The sequence below is a fragment of the Bacillus cereus group sp. N24 genome (genome assembly GCF_016483345.1).
GTDB classification, from domain to species: Bacteria; Bacillota; Bacilli; order Bacillales; family Bacillaceae_G; genus Bacillus_A; species Bacillus_A toyonensis.
In genome coordinates, this window is sequence record NZ_JAEHCA010000002.1 from 375,067 (window position 1) to 392,766 (window position 17,700).

The window sequence follows — 17,700 nt, forward strand, 5'->3', positions numbered from 1 at the left end:
TTCAAAAGAAAAAGGATAGGAAAGCTTTCGCTTCCTATCCTCATTTATTATAATACGCGACCAAATAATTCTAATACCATTTCTATTTCTTGGTCGCTCCAACCTTTAAATCTCTCTTTATAGTATTCCTTACGCACAGCTTCAAGTTTTTCAGTTACTTCTCTTCCGTGTTCTGTAATTTCTAAGTACACGATACGACGGTCTGAATTTGAACGCTTTCTTTCTACAAACCCTTTTCGTACGAGACGATCTGTAACAGCTGTAATATGACTGGAGGTTACGTTTACTTCACTCGCAATTTGCGAAGCCATCTGTGGACTGTTTAAAAATAACGCACGTAATACAGAAAATTCATTATATGGCATATGTTCTGCAAAGCGTGTATTAATATCATTTTGTAATAAACGTATCATCTTTCGAAATGATGCGGATAAATCTAAAATCAGTGTTTCTCTTTTTTCGTTCACTAGCCTCGTCCCTTTTTTATCATATTTACACATATTATAATCTATAAATACCTATGTTGTATATGCTTTCTTTCCTCAACATTCTCATTTATGTAACTTTTTTCATATAAATTTCTTTTTTGTTCACACATATACATATAAAAAGGATGGTGATGGAAAATGCAGGGTGGAATGAATCCTTATTTACACAACGTACGCACAGCTAATGCTGGTAAAGAAGCGACTATTACTGTACAAGGTGAAGGTGTTGTCAAAGCGAAACCAAATGTTGTTCTATTAACACTTGGCATTCGAACTGATAGTAAAAATGTGAAACAAGCGCAAGAAGAAAATGCAGTACAATCAAAACAATTGCTGGATGCACTTAAACAGCTTGGTATTGCTGATAAAGATATAGAAACGATTTCTTATACGATCACTCCTCAATACGAGTATGTAAATGATAAAGCGTTACTACAAGGATATCGTGTGGAACATTTGTATGAAATTACCGTTTTAAATGTACAAAAAGCAGGGGAAGTATATGATATAGCCGTTTCAAATGGAGCAAATTTAGCAAAAGGTTTACGTTTTCGAATATCTCATCCAAATAAATATTATGAGCAAGCTCTTATTCAGGCTCTGCATCAAGCGGTAGAAAAAGCTCGTGCTATTGCGAGTACATACAATTTAAATATTAATCCTGTCCCCCTCTCACTCGTTGAAGAATCTGCTCAATTACCACGGGAGATTGCTTCCTATGCTACTTTGCATGCGCAAACAGCTCCACCTATTCAATCGGGAGAATTAGAAATCATTTCAACTATACGGGCTATTTTTACGTATTTATAAATAATTTCGTTTATAAGTAAACGTTATCATTTTCGTTGTTGTAAAAACATGATGTTCTGATATAATAAAGGACGGTGAGCTCTTACAAAAGAGATATCACGGGTGGGAGAGGGATATGAAAAAGAAGGTTTAACATGAAAGGAATACTTGAAAGAACATTTAAATTAGGCTTACACGAAACATCACCAAAACAAGAAGTTTTAGCTGGAGTTACGTCATTTTTCACAATCGTATATATTATGATTGTAAATGCGTCAATCTTATCAGATGCCGGCATTCCACTTGAGGCTGGAATTTTAGCAACTGTTTTCAGTTCATTTGTCGGATGTCTGCTCATGGCATTTTGGGCAAATGCACCTGCTATTCTTGTCCCAGGTATGGGTGTAAATGCATTCTTCACGTACACAGCTGTGCATACGCTCGGTTTAACTTGGCAAGAAGCATTAGCAGCTGTCTTTATCTCTGGTATTATTTTTGCAATTGCTGCGTTTACACCAATTGCTCGCGTGCTTTCAGTATCGATTCCAAAGTCATTAAAGGAAGCTATTACTGTCGGTATCGGATTGTTTTTAGCATTTATCGGATTGCAAAAAGGTGGTTTAGTCGTTTCGAATCCAAATACTGCTGTTGCAATGGGGAAATTAAGTAATCCTGTCGTTCTTGCGACATTGCTTACTCTTATCGTTGCACTTGTATTATTTATTCGTAACGTACGTGGAAACTTTTTATGGACGATTGCAATAGGAACTGGTATTGCATGGCTATTTGGTCTTGTTGATACGAGTCAAATGGGAAATAGTTCATTCTCATTCGCTAATTACGGCGATGTGTTTGGAGCTATGTCATTTGGGAAACTTTCTTCCTTACCGTTTTGGATTGCAACATTCTCCTTAAGCATGGTGCTTATTTTTGAGAACATGGGACTTCTGCACGGTTTATTAGAAGATGACCGCAAATTCCCACGTGCTTACCAAGCCAATGCGATTTCAGCAATGACATGTGGTCTATTTGGCACAAGTCCTACCGTTTCAACAGTAGAGAGTGCCGCAGGTATTACTGCAGGCGGAAAGACAGGTCTGACGTCTATCGTTACTGGGATGTTATTCTTTGCATCACTGTTCGCTCTTCCGTTTGTCAAATTAATTCCTGATAGTGCCATTGCACCAATCTTAATTATTATTGGCGGTCTGATGATTACAAGCATTCAACAAATTCCTCTGAACGACTTTTCAGAAGGATTTCCAGCGTTTTTAATTATCGTTATGATCCCGCTCACATATAGTATCGCTGATGGCATTGCGTTCGGATTTATTGCTTACCCTATCTTAAAAGTTGCACTTGGAAAGCGTAAAGAAGTCGCACCATCTATGTATATCGTTACATGCTTATTCTTAGCCATGTTTGTATTACATGCTATTGGTTAAATAAAAAAACACCGAGGTGAATACCTCGGTGTTTTTTACTTAAACCATCCTTTTTTATAAAACCAGGCCATCATTCCGCCACCAATTAACGCCATTAACAACAAACAAATAAAATAACTATACTTCCCACCAAGCTCTGGCATATGTGAAAAGTTCATTCCATATACTCCTGCAATAAATGTTAGTGGCATGAAAATAGTAGAGAAAACAGTTAATGTTTTCATAATGTTATTCATATGATGTGAGTTTAATGAAAAGTAGCTATCCCGAATATCTGCCGTCAACTCTCGGCTCGCTTCAATCATTTCAGTTAATTTAAGCAAATGGTCATGTATATCTTTAAAGTAAATCTCATGATCACTTATGCCGTAAAAACGAGTTGAATTTAAAATACGATACAATAAATCACGCATCGGAATAATTGTCCGCCTTAGCTTAGATAAATCCGCACGTATATCAAATACCTCTTCTAACACGCTTCCTGCTGTCTCACCCGTTAAATTATCATCAATCGCATTTAAATGGTCTTCAATGTAATACACAGGTGCGAAATAGTCATCTACAATTTGGTCAATAATTGTATGTGCCACATGCAAAGGACCTTTCTTAATACGTTTCTTTTCGCCAAGTGTTTTCCATACTCTTTCGATTGCATTGTTATGAGAAAAATGGAAAGAAACAATATAACGATCACTAATAAATAAATCGATTTCATGCGGTTCTAATCCATCCTCACCAAATCCATGGAGAACTAAAAAATTATATCCATCATAAAAATCAACTTTTGGCCTCTGTACATATTCTATACAGTCTTCAATTGCAAGGGGATGGAACTTAAAATGGTCTTGCAAAATATATGTATACTCTTCTTTCGTTGGCTTATATAAATCTAGCCAATACCATACAATATGGTCTTTCGTTGTTTCTTCTAGCGAAACGTCATATAATACTTCATCTGTTTTTGTTACTGCACATATTCTAATCATAATTTCACCCATTATTATTATAAACAAAAAATAGTAAAAAAAGCCAAGGAGAAATCTCCTCAGCCTTTTTTTATCCCGTATTAACGTGCAGTAAGACCCCTACCTCAACATTCAGCGAAAGCAAAGAAGTTAGGTCTGGGATCAACTGCTCGTAAACGCCCGGTTAGTGAAGGGTAATAATCAGTGGGGATAAAGCCCACACTGATTAAAGTTTCACTTTATTACTTCGTTACAATTCCGTGTACTAAAGTTGGTGCATCTACGTGTTCTTTAGAGATTTTCATGTTCTCATAAATTTTCGCTTTTACATCTTCAACATTTTCACGGTTTGCGTAAATCGTAACAAGGGAGTCACCTTTTTTCACGCTATCCCCTACTTTTTTACGAAGCATTAAGCCAACTGCTAAATCAATTTCAGATTCTTTCGTTGCACGTCCTGCTCCTAAAAGCATTGCTGCTGTTCCGATTTCATCTGCAACGATTTCCGATACATAACCGTCTTCTTTCGCTTCTACTTCAATTTTAAATTGTGCTTGTGGCAATTTAGAAGGATCATCAACAACAGATGCATCTCCGCCTTGTGCTGATAAAAACGTTTTAAATGATTCTAACGCTTTACCGTTGTTCATTACTTCAATTAACCTTTCACGCGCATCTTCTAAAGATGAAGCTTGCCCAGCAAGGTATACCATTTGACTTCCAAGTGTTAAACATAACTCTTCTAAATCTTTCGGTCCCTTACCTTGTAATGTATCAATTGCTTCTTGTACTTCTAATGCGTTACCAATAGCCTCACCAAGTGGTTGACTCATATCAGAAATAACAGCCATCGTATTACGGCCAACGTTATTACCGATACGTACCATTGCTTCTGCTAAACGTTTTGCATCTTCATCTGTTTTCATAAATGCACCTGCTCCAGTTTTCACATCAAGAACAATTGCATCTGCACCAGCAGCAATTTTTTTACTCATAATCGAGCTTGCAATAAGCGGAATTGAGTTTACTGTTGCCGTTACATCACGAAGTGCATACAATTTTTTATCAGCAGGTGTTAAGTTTCCACTTTGACCGATAACAGCAATTTTATTTTCATTTACAAGACGCATGAATTCATCATTTTCAATTTCCACATGGAATCCTGGCACTGCTTCTAATTTATCAATTGTGCCACCAGTATGTCCTAAACCACGCCCAGACATTTTCGCAACTGGTACACCTAAAGCAGCTACTAATGGACCTAATACAAGTGTCGTTGTATCACCAACTCCACCTGTTGAATGCTTATCTACTTTTACCCCTTCAATGGCTGATAAGTCAATTGTATCACCGCTATTTACCATTGCCATCGTTAAATCTGCACGTTCTTGATCATTCATATCTTGGAAGAAAATTGCCATTGCAAGTGAACTTACTTGATAATCAGGAATATCACCATTTGTATATCCTTCAACAATAAAGTTAATTTCTTCTGTCGTTAATGCTTGTCCATCACGTTTTTTTGCAATTAGGTCCACCATTCTCATTGTGAGGTCACCCCTTCATTTGTTTTACGATAGCTTTTACTAATGCTAAGAAGTTTGCTTTAACACGTTCTGTCGTTTCAATTACTTCATCATGGTGAAGTGGCTGATCTAAAATACCAGCTGCCATGTTTGAAATACAAGAAATACCTAGTACTTTCATACCAGCATGACGAGCTACAATTACTTCAGGTACTGTTGACATACCAACTGCATCTCCGCCAAGTGTACGAAGCATACGAATTTCAGCAGGTGTTTCATATACAGGACCTGTCATTCCAACGTATACACCTTCTTGTACTTTAATGTTTAAGTCTGCTGCAACTTGTTTCGCCATTTCGCGAAGTTCTGTCGTATATGATGTAGACATATCAGGGAAACGTACACCCATTTCAGAATCATTTGGTCCGATTAATGGATTCGTACCCATGAAGTTAATGTGATCTGAAATTAACATAAGGTCACCTGGCTCGAATGATGTATTTACACCACCAGCCGCGTTCGTTACAACCACAGTTTCTACACCTAGCTCTTTCATAACACGAACTGGGAATGTTACTTTTTGCATGTCATATCCTTCGTAGAAATGGAAACGTCCTTGCATTGCTACTACTGTTACACCTTGAAGTGTACCGAATACTAATTGACCTGCATGTCCTTCTACAGTTGATACTGGGAATTCAGGAATTTCGCTGTAAGGCACTGTTACCGCATTTTCGATTTCATCTGCTAATACACCTAGTCCAGATCCAAGGATTAGTCCTACTTGTGGTGTTTCTTGAAATTTTTCTTTTAAGTATGAAGCTGATTTTGTAATAAGTTCACGATTCATTTGTTTATCCCCCTATTTCTTTAGCTCATTTAAGAAGCTTGTTCCGTATTCTGGCATTTTCACACCGAAGTTTTCTGCTACAGTTGCACCAATATCAGCAAATGTTTGACGAAGTGGTAACTCTTGTCCGCCTTCTTTCATGCTTGGGCTATATGCTAATAACGGTACATATTCACGTGTATGATCAGTACCAGGATGTACTGGATCATTACCATGGTCTGCTGTAATTAATAATAAATCATCTTCTTTTAGTTTTTCGAATACTTCTGGAAGACATGCATCATATTCTTGCAGTGCTTCTCCATATCCTTGTGGATCACGGCGGTGGCCAAATAATGCATCAAAGTCAACTAAGTTTAAGAAGCTAAGACCCGTAAAGTCCATGTTTAATGTATCTACAAGCTTATCCATTCCATCCATATTAGACTTCGTACGAAGTGATTCCGTTACCCCTTCACCATCATAAATATCAGAGATTTTACCGATAGCAATAACATCATAGTCGCTATCTTTTAATTCATTCATTACTGTGCGACCAAATGGTTTTAATGCATAGTCATGACGATTTGGTGTACGTGTGAATTTCCCTGGTTCTCCAACGAATGGGCGAGCGATAACACGACCTACCATGTACTTCTCATCTAATGTTAATTCACGTGCAATTTTACAAATTTTATATAATTCATCAAGTGGTACTACTTCTTCGTGTGCTGCAATTTGTAGTACGCTATCTGCAGAAGTGTAAACAATTAAAGAGCCTGTTTCCATTTGCTCTTGACCAAGTTCATCAAGAATCTCAGTTCCAGAAGCTGGCTTATTACCGATAATTTTACGGCCTGTTTTTTCTTCTAATTCATCAAGTAATTCTTTCGGGAATCCTTCAGGGAACACTTGGAATGGTGTATCAATGTAAAGGCCCATGATTTCCCAGTGTCCTGTCATTGTATCTTTACCAGTAGATTTTTCTTGCATCTTTGTGTAATATCCAAGTGGTTTCTCTACTTTAGAAATACCTTTCATTTCACGAATGTTACCAAGACCCAATTTCACCATGTTTGGCATTTGTAATCCATTCATATGTTCAGCAATGTGACCAATTGTGTCAGAACCTAGATCACCAAATTGTTCAGCATCTGGTGCTTCACCGATTCCTACAGAGTCCATTACGACTAGGAATATACGTTTATATTTATTCATAACTGCGACCTCCTATAAGTTCAGTTCTACTTCTTGTAGTATGTTCAAAACGCTATAAAGTGAAACTGTTATTCATAAGAATTCTCTTTCCTTCTCATTGTCAAACAGTACTTCTTTAAATCATTCTCTAACCTATTTCGTTTTACTTGAAACGACTCAAAAACATTTCTAGTTTTTTCTAAGTCAGATGTCAGACATCTGATATTGATATCATAACATGTTTACGCTTTCTTTTTAATACATTTTCGTAGAATTTCTTATTTTATTCACACTTCTATTGTAATCCATTCTGCGAAGAAGTGCTAATTATTTTATGATTTATTTCTTCATATAAAAATAAAAAGTAGCTCTAAAGAGCTACTTTTTATTTTACTTCTACTGTTTCTTCTTTATGTTCATGCAGTTCGCCTTTTCTTACATGTACTTTCACTTTGTAAGCACCGTTTTCTTTGAAAGTATGTTTACTTTCATACTCTCCTTTATTCCCTTCTTTTGCTGGAATAAATTCGTGCTTTTCAACGCCATCTTTCCAAATCTCAAGTTGCACTTCAGCACCAGTTAACGCTTCTTCTTTTTGCTTTAAATGAACTTTCATCGTTGATTCAGCATTTGCTTTTATGTCACCAGCCATAAGATGAATCATTGTGTCACTTTTATGATCACCATGTGCCTCTTCTTTTTTCGCATCTTCTACTTTCGCATTCCCTACAGCAACTTTGTGTTCTTCCATAACGTGCATATCACGTGCATTTGTATGAGGAATAATGTGGTATACTCCATCAGTTTCAAATATTTTCTCTACAGCATAAACACCTTTCCCTTTATGCTTACCATCTAACATCTCGTGTTTCTCGTCGCCATCTTTCCAAATCTCAAACTTTACGTCATCAGCATCCGTTACTTTTTCTTTTCCTTGTGTAACAAGTGCTTGTACTTCTGTTTTTTCACCAGGCTTAATTTCTTTCGGATTCGTTTGAAATGCTACTTTTATAGCTTCAAGCTTCTTTTCTTTTTTCGGTTCTTCTTTGTTTGTATTACAGCCAGCTAAAGCTAGCATCGCGATAAATAACGTCATAATAAGTTTTTTCATCATCATTTCCTCCTTCATACTTTCTTTAGTATAGAGGAAAAACATTGTAATATTCCAGTCTTCTGCTGAAAACAATATACGAAATGTTTGTGAAGTTTCTGTGAAACGGTTTACTCTTCTTAATCTATGAAAAAAGAGCATAGTAACTATGCTCTCGGATGAAACTGTTTATATACATCTTTTAATCTAGCTTTTGAAACGTGCGTATAAATTTGCGTCGTTGAAATATCTGCATGTCCAAGCATTTCTTGTACAGCACGTAAATCTGCCCCATTTTCTAATAAATGCGTAGCAAAAGAATGACGTAACGTATGAGGTGTAAGTTCTTTTTCAATATTCGCTTCTTTCGCTAATCGTTTTAATATTTTCCAAAAACCTTGCCTTGATAATCGATTACCGTGATGGTTTAAAAATAGTGCATCTACTACTTTTTTACCCATCAATTCTCTTCTTCCTTTTTCAATGTACTTTTGAATCGCTTCTGTCGCTAAACTTCCTAATGGAATAATTCTTTCTTTATTCCCTTTCCCAATGCAGCGAACAAATCCCATCGTTAAATGTACATCTTCTAAATTTAAAGCAATTAATTCTGAAACACGAAGTCCTGTTGCATACAATAACTCTAGCATTGCCTTATCACGAATCCCAAAAGCACTCGTCATTTTTGGTGTCTGCAGTAACGCCTCTACTTCATCGATTGATAATACTTTTGGTAACTTTCGTTCTCCTTGCGGCGTTTCGATATGTACTGATGGGTCGTGCTCTACCGCTCTTTCACGAAGTAAAAATTGATGAAATGAACGAATTGATGCAATATGACGTGCTAATGTTTTCGAAGATTTTCCGTTTTCTTTTAAATACTGCAAAAAGTTAACAATATGCAAACGTGTCACTTCATGAAAGGTTTTCATCTGTTCTACATTTTGCAAATACTTTACATAGCTTTTTAAATCACGTTCATAAGATACTACTGTATTTTTCGCTAATCCCTTTTCGACAATCATATAATGAATAAAATCTTTTAATTGATCTTCCAATCTACACTACTCCCCATTTTCATAGAAAAACATCATTCTATTTACGAAAGCATCCTTTGCCGGTTCTTCATTCCCTGATACTTTTTCTACAGTCTCTTCTTTTGGCTTTTCATAACGATGATAGCTTTCGTATTCTTCATTTATCCATAGTATAGCGAAATAAAACAAAATCGTACAACTTGTAAATAATAAAAATACTTTTATTCCATCAAAAGTTAATTTTAAAGCTCGGCGCATTGTAAATTCCTCCAAAATATAAGTTATTACAACATATGCCAAGCTTTCACCAATTTATACCTTATTCAAATAAAAAACCTCTTCCTAGATAAATAGGAAAAGGTTATTTTTCATCCGTTTCATTTTCTTGACAGTTTTTACAAATCCCATGGAATGTTAAACGATGATCTTTCACCTTAAAGCTCCAGTCTCGTTCTACTTTCCTTTCCACTTCACCAAGTAAATCTTCTTGTATTTCTTGTACAGCACCACATTGTGTACAAATCAAATGATGGTGGAAACGCTGCGCACCTTCTTGGCGTAAGTCATAGCGTGAAACACCGTCTCCGAAGTTAATCTTATCGACAACTTTTAACTCAGATAATAACTCTAAAGTTCGATAGACGGTTGCTAATCCGATCTCTGGCGACTTTTCTTTTACAAGGAGGTAAACATCTTCTGCGCTTAAATGATCTTCTTCATTTTCTAGCAGCACACGAACTGTTGCTTCACGTTGCGGTGTTAATTTATAGCTCGCTGCATGTAATTGCTTCTTAATTCGTTCAATTCTTTCTTCCATTCGGTACTACTCCCTCCTCGCCACTCTTACACCATTATATCAGAAGAAGGGCTTCTGTCAAAAGAAAAACAATAAAAACAAATTGATAATTATTCTCAAAAAGTATTTATTTTTTGTTAATAGCCTCAACAACTTCTTTCATTAAAACTGGTGATGCATATGCTTCAACGCTAGAAGCAAGAGCTAACACCACTCCGATCACTAGAAAGAAGCATGTGTAACGAATTAATAATGGTAATAGTGGCTCGGTTATTTTCCTAATAAACTGATGCCTAATCATACGTAAGGAAAAGCTTGCAGCAATTGTTGTCATAACGAGAAAGACTGGAATGATAATTAAATTTTGCGGCAATACAGATACAAATGCTAATAATAATCCATTCCATCCGTGCTGACTTACTAAAAAACCTACTGTAAATCCAACAACTACTCCTTTTACAAATAATAAAATAAAAATGAGGGGCAACCCAATAATTGAAATCCCTAAAATCCAAATAAAGCCGATATATTTTAATTGCGAAAAGTAACTTTCTCGAAACATTTCGCCTGCAACAGCAAATTCTCCTTTAGAAACTTGTCCAAAAAAACGTTGTAAATAAAATGATAAATCTTGCTTTTGATTCATTTGTAAACTATTCACAAGAATAGCTCCAAATATTACTCCCATCAATAATAAAACAGCATTAAATATATATAATGAAGAGTTTTCCTGTATGTGAGACATTACGCGGTTTTGCCAAGTTTTTCGCCACATTTTTCTTCCCTCCGTTCACACTCTTACTAAAAATGTATGAAAGAAAGAAAAAAAGTATGACGAATTAACATTGAAATTCCGCTCTACTTTGCTAAACTAAAAAGTAGAGAATAGGAGGGATTTCTCTTGAAACCATTATTATTAGATTTTCCAACATTATTTCAAACTGAACGCTTACAAGTTCGCAAGCCGTTTCCAGGTGATGGTGCAGAAGTATATGAAGCAATCCAAGCTTCTCTAGAAGACTTAGTACCATGGATGTCAATTAACGCTGAGACAGAAGAGAGTGCTGAAGAAATCGTTCGTAACGCTCACGGGCAGTTTTTACTTCGTGAAACACTTGATTTTCACTTATACGATAAAGTATCTGGTACATTCATCGGAGCTATTACGCTCAAGCCTGAAAACTGGGATATTCCAAAGTTTTCACTTCATTTTTGGCTCCATAGTGCTTATACAAAACAAGGCTATATGACTGAAGCTGTTAAAGGTGCCATTCAATTTGCCTTTGATAAGCTAGGTGCTAGAAGGATTGAAATTCGTACTGATGCAACAAATGCCAATGCATGTAACTTAGCAGAACGTTTAGAATTTATTCTAGAAGGTACAATGGAAAATGATTTCCTTGCGCCAGATGGTAGCTTACGTGATGCACGTGTATATGCAAAAATTAATTAAAAAACACTCGCCTTTGGCGAGTGTTTTATTTTTGTAATTGTAAATATTGCACAGCGAACATCGTCTTCGCATCATGGATACGAAGGTCTTTCATAAGATCAATCGCTTCTTCTAATGATACTTCCATCAATTCCACAAACTCATCTTCATCTAAAGCTGCTTTATTTTCTTTTTTTGTCAAACCTGTCGCTTTATATACATATAAAATTTCATCTGCAAATCCTGGAGATGTATAGAAAGAAGTAATGAGCTCCATATTTTCACATACATATCCTGTTTCTTCTTCTAATTCACGAACTGCTGTCACCTCTGGCTTTTCCCCAGGTTCTAACTTCCCAGCAGGAATTTCAATAATCGCCTTCTCAAGCGCTTTACGGTACTGCTCAACAAGCACAATTTTCCCCTCATCAGTAATAGCAATAATAGCAACTGCACCAGGGTGATTTACGATTTCACGTTTACTCATTTCTCCATTTGGTAATACTACATCATCAACACGAACTTTTATAACTCTACCATCAAAAATCGGCTCAGTTTTTACCGTTCTCTCTGCAAGATTACTCATACTATTTCATCTCCCTGTTCTATTTCCTATTCTTTCTTCATACATTTTACCACATTGAAAGGAGCGTGATAGAAATGAAAGTTTATATTTTACCAAATCGCATCACGTTAGTCGGCAAAGCATGGCAAATTCGCCATAAACTAAAACAATATGGCAAAGAGTATACAACCGTACAAGAGTGGATTACAGCGAATAAAAAGTAAACGTTTGTCAACCTCTTTTCCCTTTCGTACAATAAAGGAAAGGAGGTTGACTTATGAAAAAACGTCAATTAGGAAACTCAGATTTATTTGTGACAGAAATGGGACTTGGCTGTATGTCTCTCGGCACATCTGAAACAGAAGCTATGCGCATTATCGATGAAGCAATCGATTTAGGAATCAATTTTTTTGACACAGCGGATTTATATGATTATGGATTAAACGAAGAATTTGTTGGAAAAGCATTGAAGGGAAAACGAGACCAAATTGTTCTTACAACAAAGGTTGGAAATCGATGGACAGAAGAAAAAAACGGCTGGTCTTGGGACCCTTCTAAATCCTACATAAAAGCCGAAGTAAAAGAAAGTTTACGTAGACTTCAAACTGATTACATTGACCTTTATCAACTTCATGGCGGAACGCTGGAAGATCCGATCGATGAAACTATTGAAGCTTTTGAAGAGTTGAAAAAAGAAGGTATTATTCGCCATTACGGTATTTCTTCTATACGTCCAAATGTCATCCGTGAGTATGCAAAACGCTCAAATATCGTTAGTGTACTAATGGAATATAGCCCTTTAAATCGTCGTCCTGAAGAATGGTTCCCACTCCTTAATGAACACCAAATTAGTGTCATTGCCCGCGGACCACTTGCGAAAGGAATTTTAACTGACAACAATGCAAGAAAGATAGAAAGAGTAAAAGAAAAGGACTATCTCTCTTATTCTTACGATGAATTAAATACTACACTCGGGAGTGTAAAAGAAGTTATCGGAGAAAAATCTTTAACAGGAACAGCTATTCACTATTGCTTACATAACGAAACTGTTGCAGCTGTTATACCTGGTGCGAGCTCTATTCAACAATTAAAGGTAAATGTACACGCCTGCCAACAGTTACCTTTAACAAAAGAAGAATATATACAACTTCAAAAAATCGTTAAGCATGATTCATATGCCTTGCACCGTTAAAATTTCGATTTACTGATAAAAACAGATGACTGCCCCCAACATTAAACATTAGGAGGCAGTCTTTTTTATAACGTATCATATTTGTCTGGATTCGTTCCTACATGTAAATTGCGATTTAACGTATTAATTTGATTCATCTCTTCTTCAGTTAATGAGAAATCAAAGATAGTAAAATTCTCCTGAATACGAGATGGTGTCACAGATTTAGGAATCGTTACTATCCCACTTTGAATATCCCATCGTAATATAACTTGTGCGGGTGTTTTTTCATATTTGTTAGCAATCCCCTGAATAATTGGGTGCTCGAATACTTCGCCGCCCCTCATTAACGGACTCCACGCTTCCATTTGAATTTGCTCACCTTCACAGAAATTACGCAATTCAAATTGTGTTAACATCGGATGAAGTTCCACTTGGTTTACCATAGGCTTCACTTTACAATTTGGTAATAATAGTTCTAAATGATGTTTATGAAAATTAGAAACACCAATCGCGCGTACTTTACCTTCTTCATACAATTTTTCTAAAGCTCGGTACGTTTCAACATACTTCCCTCTAATTGGCCAGTGGATTAAATATAAATCTACATAGTCCATCTGTAATTTCTTTAAGCTGTTTTCAAATGCTTCGAGTGTCTCCTCGTATCCTTGATCGTCGTTCCAAACTTTTGTTGTAATAAATATGTCTTCTCTCGGAATTCCTGATTCACGAACCGCCTCACCGACACCGCTTTCATTTTCATATACAGCTGCTGTATCAATTGAACGGTATCCAACTTCTAACGCTGTTTTTACTGCTTGCTTTACTTCGTCGCCTTCTTTCGCTTTATAGACGCCTAGACCAATCATCGGCATTTTCACGCCATTATGAAGTGTAGTTGTTGGAATATGCACAGTCGTTCTCCCTTTCATTGTTACATTTTATAAACCACTACTTTATTTCAACAAGATTCATCCAAAAAGTCAAAATATACGTACAGTTGACATAATAATTTTATACACTAAAAATACGAACTCAATTATTTACATTTCCTTTTCTCCATTCTTTTGCTTTTTCATCAATATTACGTACAAAATCGTTTTTCCCTTCCGTATATAACGTGCCATCATATGTATATTTTTCGGCTAGTTCTCTCTTTAAAACTGCATACGCCTTTGCTTCTTCACAATGCGCCATCATATAATCACGAAACGCTAAATGCCTTACTATCTCAGGATTCCCTTTTTCAAACACGTGTAAATGATACGAGCGTTTTTCCTCCGTTCCATGAATAAAATAACGGCGTCTTGAAATACCATTTTCTCCTTTTACGATGTAACCAAGCTCTTTAAATCTTTCATTCCAACGATCTACACGATCGATACTTTCTACCTCCATAATCATATCGATAATAGGTTTAGCTGCTAGTCCTGGCACTGATGTACTGCCAATATGATGAATCTCCACTGTTTCTGGCAGCACAGACTTCAATCTTTCGGCTTCCATTTGAAATTTTTCAATCCAATGATTTTCATATGGTACGACTACAATTTTTCTCATTTTAACTCCCCTTTTCTTACAAGCTCGTCAAAAAAATGATCAGCGATATACACTGATCATTTTCGTTATTATTTAAAGTCTTTCCAAGTAAGATTACTTTCACTTAACAGTTCTTCAAATGATTTATTCTTTTCACGTTCTTTTTGCTCTTGACGCTTTCTTTCCAGTTCTGCTGCCTCTTTTTTCTCTTCTCTCACTTGTAACTCTTTTTTCTTATTTTTTAATTGTTGCATGAGTGAATCATTTAATTGATCACCTAATGTAAGTGATTCTTTCTTCGGTTGGTTCATTTGAGATTGTCTTTGCACTTGCCTTTGTTTCTTTTTCTTCATACCGCTCACCTTTTACTTTTTTCTCCATTATAGAGGATACATGCTGAAATCGACAATAAAAAAGGTTCATTACTCTATTATTCATTATTTGTAAATTTGTTAATTTTTTAAAAAAACTAAATTTTTATATAGATATAATCCTATGAATCTATTAAAATTATGTCGTATGATGTCAGATTATAAAAAAAGGAGAAATGAATTATGTGGAAAAAAATTATTCCCGCTGTCGCAGTTTTAAGCACCATTACTTTTTCAAGTGTATTCGCCGCTCCCCCATCTCAGACTCCAGCCGAACAAAACCGTTACATAGACGTACAAATGCTTGGCATTAATGATTTCCATGGACAACTAGATACTGTTAAAAAAATTAATAATAAAGAAGCTGGTGGCGCTGATTACTTAGCCACTTATTTAAAAGAACGTAAAAAACAAAACCCTAATACACTTCTCGTACATGCTGGCGATATTGTCGGAGCTAGTCCACCAGTTTCAGCATTGTTACAAGACGAACCAACGATTGAATTTTTAAATGACTTAAAATTTGATGTAGGTACAATCGGAAACCATGAATTTGATGAAGGCATCGATGAAATGAAACGACTCATTTACGGTGGTTACCACGAAAAAACAGGGAATTTCAAAGGAGCAAACTTCCCTTATGTCGCTGCAAACTTCTATAACAAATCAACTGGTCGCTTATTCTTACCACCATTTACTGTAAAAATGGTAGATGGTGTTCCTGTAGGATTCATTGGTGTCGTTACAACTGATACACCAAATGTCGTTATGCCTACTATGCTTAAAAATGTACAGATCACTGACGAAGTGGAAGCGATTAATAAATCAACGCAACAATTAAAGCGTCTCGGTGTTAAATCCATCGTCGTCCTTGCACATGTTGGCGGAACGACAGATGAGTCTGGTATAACAAATGGCGACCTTAACCGAATTGCAAATGAAGCTGATCCAGAAGTTGATGTTATTTTCGGTGGGCATAGTCATACGTATGTAAATGGTACTGTTAATAATAAACTTATCGTACAAGCGAACTCTTACGGGATGGCTTTCTCAGACGTAGATGTAACAATTGACCGTAAAACAAAAGATATCGTAAAGAAAAAAGCTGAAGTTGTTACAACATACCATGAAGGTGTCGAACCTGATAAACAAGTAAAACAAAAGTTAGATCAATATAAAGAAAAAATCGCACCTCTTGTAAATGAAGTAGTCGGAAAATCTACAGCACCTATTGACCGTAAACAAAACGATGCTGGTGAATCTACACTTGGTAATTTAGTTGCCGATGCACAGCGCCAAACGATGCAAACTCAAATCGCACTTATGAATCCTGGTGGCATTCGTAATGACTTAGACGCTGGTGATATTACATGGGGCGAATTGTACGGCATTCAACCTTTTGGAAATCAGTTGATTAAAGCAGATTTAACAGGTCAAGATATTCGTGATATTTTAAATCAACAATGGCAAAAAGGAACAACGAGAATGCTGCAAATTTCAGGTATTCAATATACTTGGGATGCAAGCAAACCAAACGGTGAAAAGGTTACGAATATACGCTTAACAAATGGAGAAGAATTATCTCCATCTAAAACGTATAGCGTAGTTGCAAATGCTTTCTTAGCTTCTGGTGGTGATGGATTCGTATCATTTAAAAATGGTAAAAATGCAGAGACTGGTCCAAATGACTTTGAAGCACTAGTCGATTATGTAAAACAAGTAAAAGAGCCAATTCAACCAACTATTGATGGTAGAATTCAAAAAATAAATTAAGACGCTCGAAATAAGCAGTCTGTACTTTTCATTGCAAAGGATATGCACTTATCCTTTATTCTAGCCGTAATATACATGAAACAAAGAAAAGGATACTCGTTCTTATAATGAACACAGTATCCTTTTCTTCAATTATCAAAATGTGATGTGTTGTTAAAGTCATATTGCTGTAAAAATTGTTGTAACGCCTCTTCTACAAGTTTAGATTTTTGAATCCCTTTTGATTCTGATATGATGTCTAATCTTGCTAATATTTCTTTATTAATATAGAAGGTACGTTTCTTTTTTTCTGTACTTTTACTCATAATTGGTGCACTTATTTCTTCTCTCTTTCTTAATAATTCATAAATGCTTTGTAATTGCTCATAAATTAATACTTGATAATCTGTTTTCGCATATTGAAGGGCGGTCGCTTCTTGGAGTTGTAAGTGACGTGGTTCTTCTCCATCTCCTACAAAAATACGTTTCTTCCGTTCTCCATCATATTCGTATCCAATCCACCTTAATTTCTTCGATAATGTATACGGACTTATTTCAAGGCGCTTTGCTATAATAGCGATGGATTCACGTCTATTTAAACAATCTATAATTTCTCCAATCGTCACAATTTCCCCTCCTCCCATGTTGAAATGACACTAGCATGGTATGTTACAATGATTTTCTAACAGTATATGCAAAATGAATAGC

General features: G+C 35.9%; 21 protein-coding genes. 6 read left to right on the plus strand and 15 right to left on the minus strand.

Annotation, left to right across the window (positions count from 1 at the left end; all coding sequences use genetic code 11):
• Window positions 1-47: 47 nt before the first annotated feature.
• Window positions 48-467, minus strand: a complete 420-nt coding sequence (locus JDS95_RS04890) for a MarR family winged helix-turn-helix transcriptional regulator (RefSeq protein ID WP_001003306.1) — start codon at window positions 465-467, stop codon at window positions 48-50.
• A gap of 159 nt (window positions 468-626) precedes the next feature.
• Here JDS95_RS04890 and JDS95_RS04895 point away from each other — a divergent pair, with 159 nt between their 5' ends.
• The gene (locus tag JDS95_RS04895) at window positions 627-1,298 is read left to right on the plus strand and encodes an SIMPL domain-containing protein (RefSeq protein WP_001161433.1); all 672 of its coding nucleotides are present in this window, start codon (window positions 627-629) and stop codon (window positions 1,296-1,298) included.
• A gap of 134 nt (window positions 1,299-1,432) precedes the next feature.
• Window positions 1,433-2,722 (plus strand): NCS2 family permease, encoded by a 1,290-nt coding sequence (locus JDS95_RS04900; RefSeq protein WP_000676245.1) that lies wholly within the window; start codon window positions 1,433-1,435, stop codon window positions 2,720-2,722.
• A gap of 35 nt (window positions 2,723-2,757) precedes the next feature.
• Here the strand turns inward: JDS95_RS04900 and corA are convergent, their stop codons facing one another.
• From corA to spoIIM, 9 genes are all read right to left on the minus strand, one after another.
• Window positions 2,758-3,720: a magnesium/cobalt transporter CorA gene (gene corA, locus JDS95_RS04905; protein ID WP_002039517.1), complete on the minus strand. Its 963-nt coding sequence runs from the start codon at window positions 3,718-3,720 to the stop codon at window positions 2,758-2,760.
• 209 nt (window positions 3,721-3,929) lie between these two features.
• Complete coding sequence (locus JDS95_RS04910; RefSeq protein ID WP_199690303.1) at window positions 3,930-5,234, minus strand: pyrimidine-nucleoside phosphorylase; 1,305 nt, start codon at window positions 5,232-5,234, stop codon at window positions 3,930-3,932.
• Window positions 5,235-5,241: 7 nt separating this feature from the next.
• A complete protein-coding gene (locus JDS95_RS04915) occupies window positions 5,242-6,063 on the minus strand; it encodes a purine-nucleoside phosphorylase (protein ID WP_001078444.1) in 822 nt (273 codons plus the stop codon).
• Between the two features lie 12 nt (window positions 6,064-6,075).
• Complete coding sequence (gene deoB, locus JDS95_RS04920) at window positions 6,076-7,260, minus strand: phosphopentomutase (protein WP_001046075.1); 1,185 nt, start codon at window positions 7,258-7,260, stop codon at window positions 6,076-6,078.
• Window positions 7,261-7,624: 364 nt separating this feature from the next.
• Window positions 7,625-8,350 (minus strand): FixH family protein, encoded by a 726-nt coding sequence (locus tag JDS95_RS04925; RefSeq protein ID WP_000733662.1) that lies wholly within the window; start codon window positions 8,348-8,350, stop codon window positions 7,625-7,627.
• A gap of 146 nt (window positions 8,351-8,496) precedes the next feature.
• Complete coding sequence (gene xerD, locus JDS95_RS04930; protein ID WP_000390076.1) at window positions 8,497-9,387, minus strand: site-specific tyrosine recombinase XerD; 891 nt, start codon at window positions 9,385-9,387, stop codon at window positions 8,497-8,499.
• 6 nt (window positions 9,388-9,393) lie between these two features.
• Window positions 9,394-9,624 (minus strand): YqzK family protein, encoded by a 231-nt coding sequence (locus JDS95_RS04935; protein WP_001250432.1) that lies wholly within the window; start codon window positions 9,622-9,624, stop codon window positions 9,394-9,396.
• A 103-nt stretch (window positions 9,625-9,727) separates the two neighbouring features.
• Window positions 9,728-10,183, minus strand: coding sequence for a ferric iron uptake transcriptional regulator (gene fur / locus JDS95_RS04940; protein WP_000392657.1), 456 nt, complete (start codon window positions 10,181-10,183; stop codon window positions 9,728-9,730).
• A gap of 106 nt (window positions 10,184-10,289) precedes the next feature.
• Entirely contained in the window at window positions 10,290-10,937 is a 648-nt protein-coding gene (gene spoIIM / locus JDS95_RS04945) for a stage II sporulation protein M (RefSeq protein WP_085450651.1), read from the minus strand.
• Window positions 10,938-11,063: 126 nt separating this feature from the next.
• On the opposite strand from spoIIM, the gene JDS95_RS04950 reads away from it, so the two are divergent.
• Complete coding sequence (locus tag JDS95_RS04950) at window positions 11,064-11,615, plus strand: GNAT family N-acetyltransferase (protein WP_000803496.1); 552 nt, start codon at window positions 11,064-11,066, stop codon at window positions 11,613-11,615.
• Window positions 11,616-11,640: 25 nt separating this feature from the next.
• On the opposite strand, the gene JDS95_RS04955 is transcribed toward JDS95_RS04950, so the two are convergent.
• On the minus strand, window positions 11,641-12,180 hold the full coding sequence (locus JDS95_RS04955) for an NUDIX domain-containing protein (protein ID WP_000067046.1): 540 nt from the start codon (window positions 12,178-12,180) through the stop codon (window positions 11,641-11,643).
• 74 nt (window positions 12,181-12,254) lie between these two features.
• Here JDS95_RS04955 and mciZ point away from each other — a divergent pair, with 74 nt between their 5' ends.
• Both mciZ and JDS95_RS04965 read left to right on the plus strand, forming a co-directional pair.
• A complete protein-coding gene (mciZ, locus tag JDS95_RS04960) occupies window positions 12,255-12,383 on the plus strand; it encodes a Z-ring formation inhibitor MciZ (protein WP_000870289.1) in 129 nt (42 codons plus the stop codon).
• 53 nt (window positions 12,384-12,436) lie between these two features.
• A complete protein-coding gene (locus JDS95_RS04965) occupies window positions 12,437-13,351 on the plus strand; it encodes an aldo/keto reductase (RefSeq protein WP_000747225.1) in 915 nt (304 codons plus the stop codon).
• A gap of 65 nt (window positions 13,352-13,416) precedes the next feature.
• Here the strand turns inward: JDS95_RS04965 and JDS95_RS04970 are convergent, their stop codons facing one another.
• The 3 genes from JDS95_RS04970 to JDS95_RS04980 all read right to left on the minus strand — a co-directional run bounded on the left by JDS95_RS04970 (window position 13,417) and on the right by JDS95_RS04980 (window position 15,222).
• Entirely contained in the window at window positions 13,417-14,244 is an 828-nt protein-coding gene (locus tag JDS95_RS04970; protein ID WP_000547984.1) for an aldo/keto reductase, read from the minus strand.
• 121 nt (window positions 14,245-14,365) lie between these two features.
• Window positions 14,366-14,890, minus strand: coding sequence for a GrpB family protein (locus JDS95_RS04975; protein WP_001227192.1), 525 nt, complete (start codon window positions 14,888-14,890; stop codon window positions 14,366-14,368).
• Between the two features lie 68 nt (window positions 14,891-14,958).
• Window positions 14,959-15,222, minus strand: coding sequence for a YqkE family protein (locus JDS95_RS04980; protein ID WP_000727568.1), 264 nt, complete (start codon window positions 15,220-15,222; stop codon window positions 14,959-14,961).
• Window positions 15,223-15,423: 201 nt separating this feature from the next.
• On the opposite strand from JDS95_RS04980, the gene JDS95_RS04985 reads away from it, so the two are divergent.
• Window positions 15,424-17,013 carry a bifunctional metallophosphatase/5'-nucleotidase gene (locus tag JDS95_RS04985; protein WP_000265571.1) on the plus strand — a complete coding sequence of 530 codons (1,590 nt, stop codon included), beginning with the start codon at window positions 15,424-15,426 and terminating at the stop codon, window positions 17,011-17,013.
• A gap of 128 nt (window positions 17,014-17,141) precedes the next feature.
• Here the strand turns inward: JDS95_RS04985 and JDS95_RS04990 are convergent, their stop codons facing one another.
• Entirely contained in the window at window positions 17,142-17,618 is a 477-nt protein-coding gene (locus JDS95_RS04990) for a ribbon-helix-helix domain-containing protein (RefSeq protein WP_000151921.1), read from the minus strand.
• Between the last annotated feature and the right edge of the window lie 82 nt (window positions 17,619-17,700).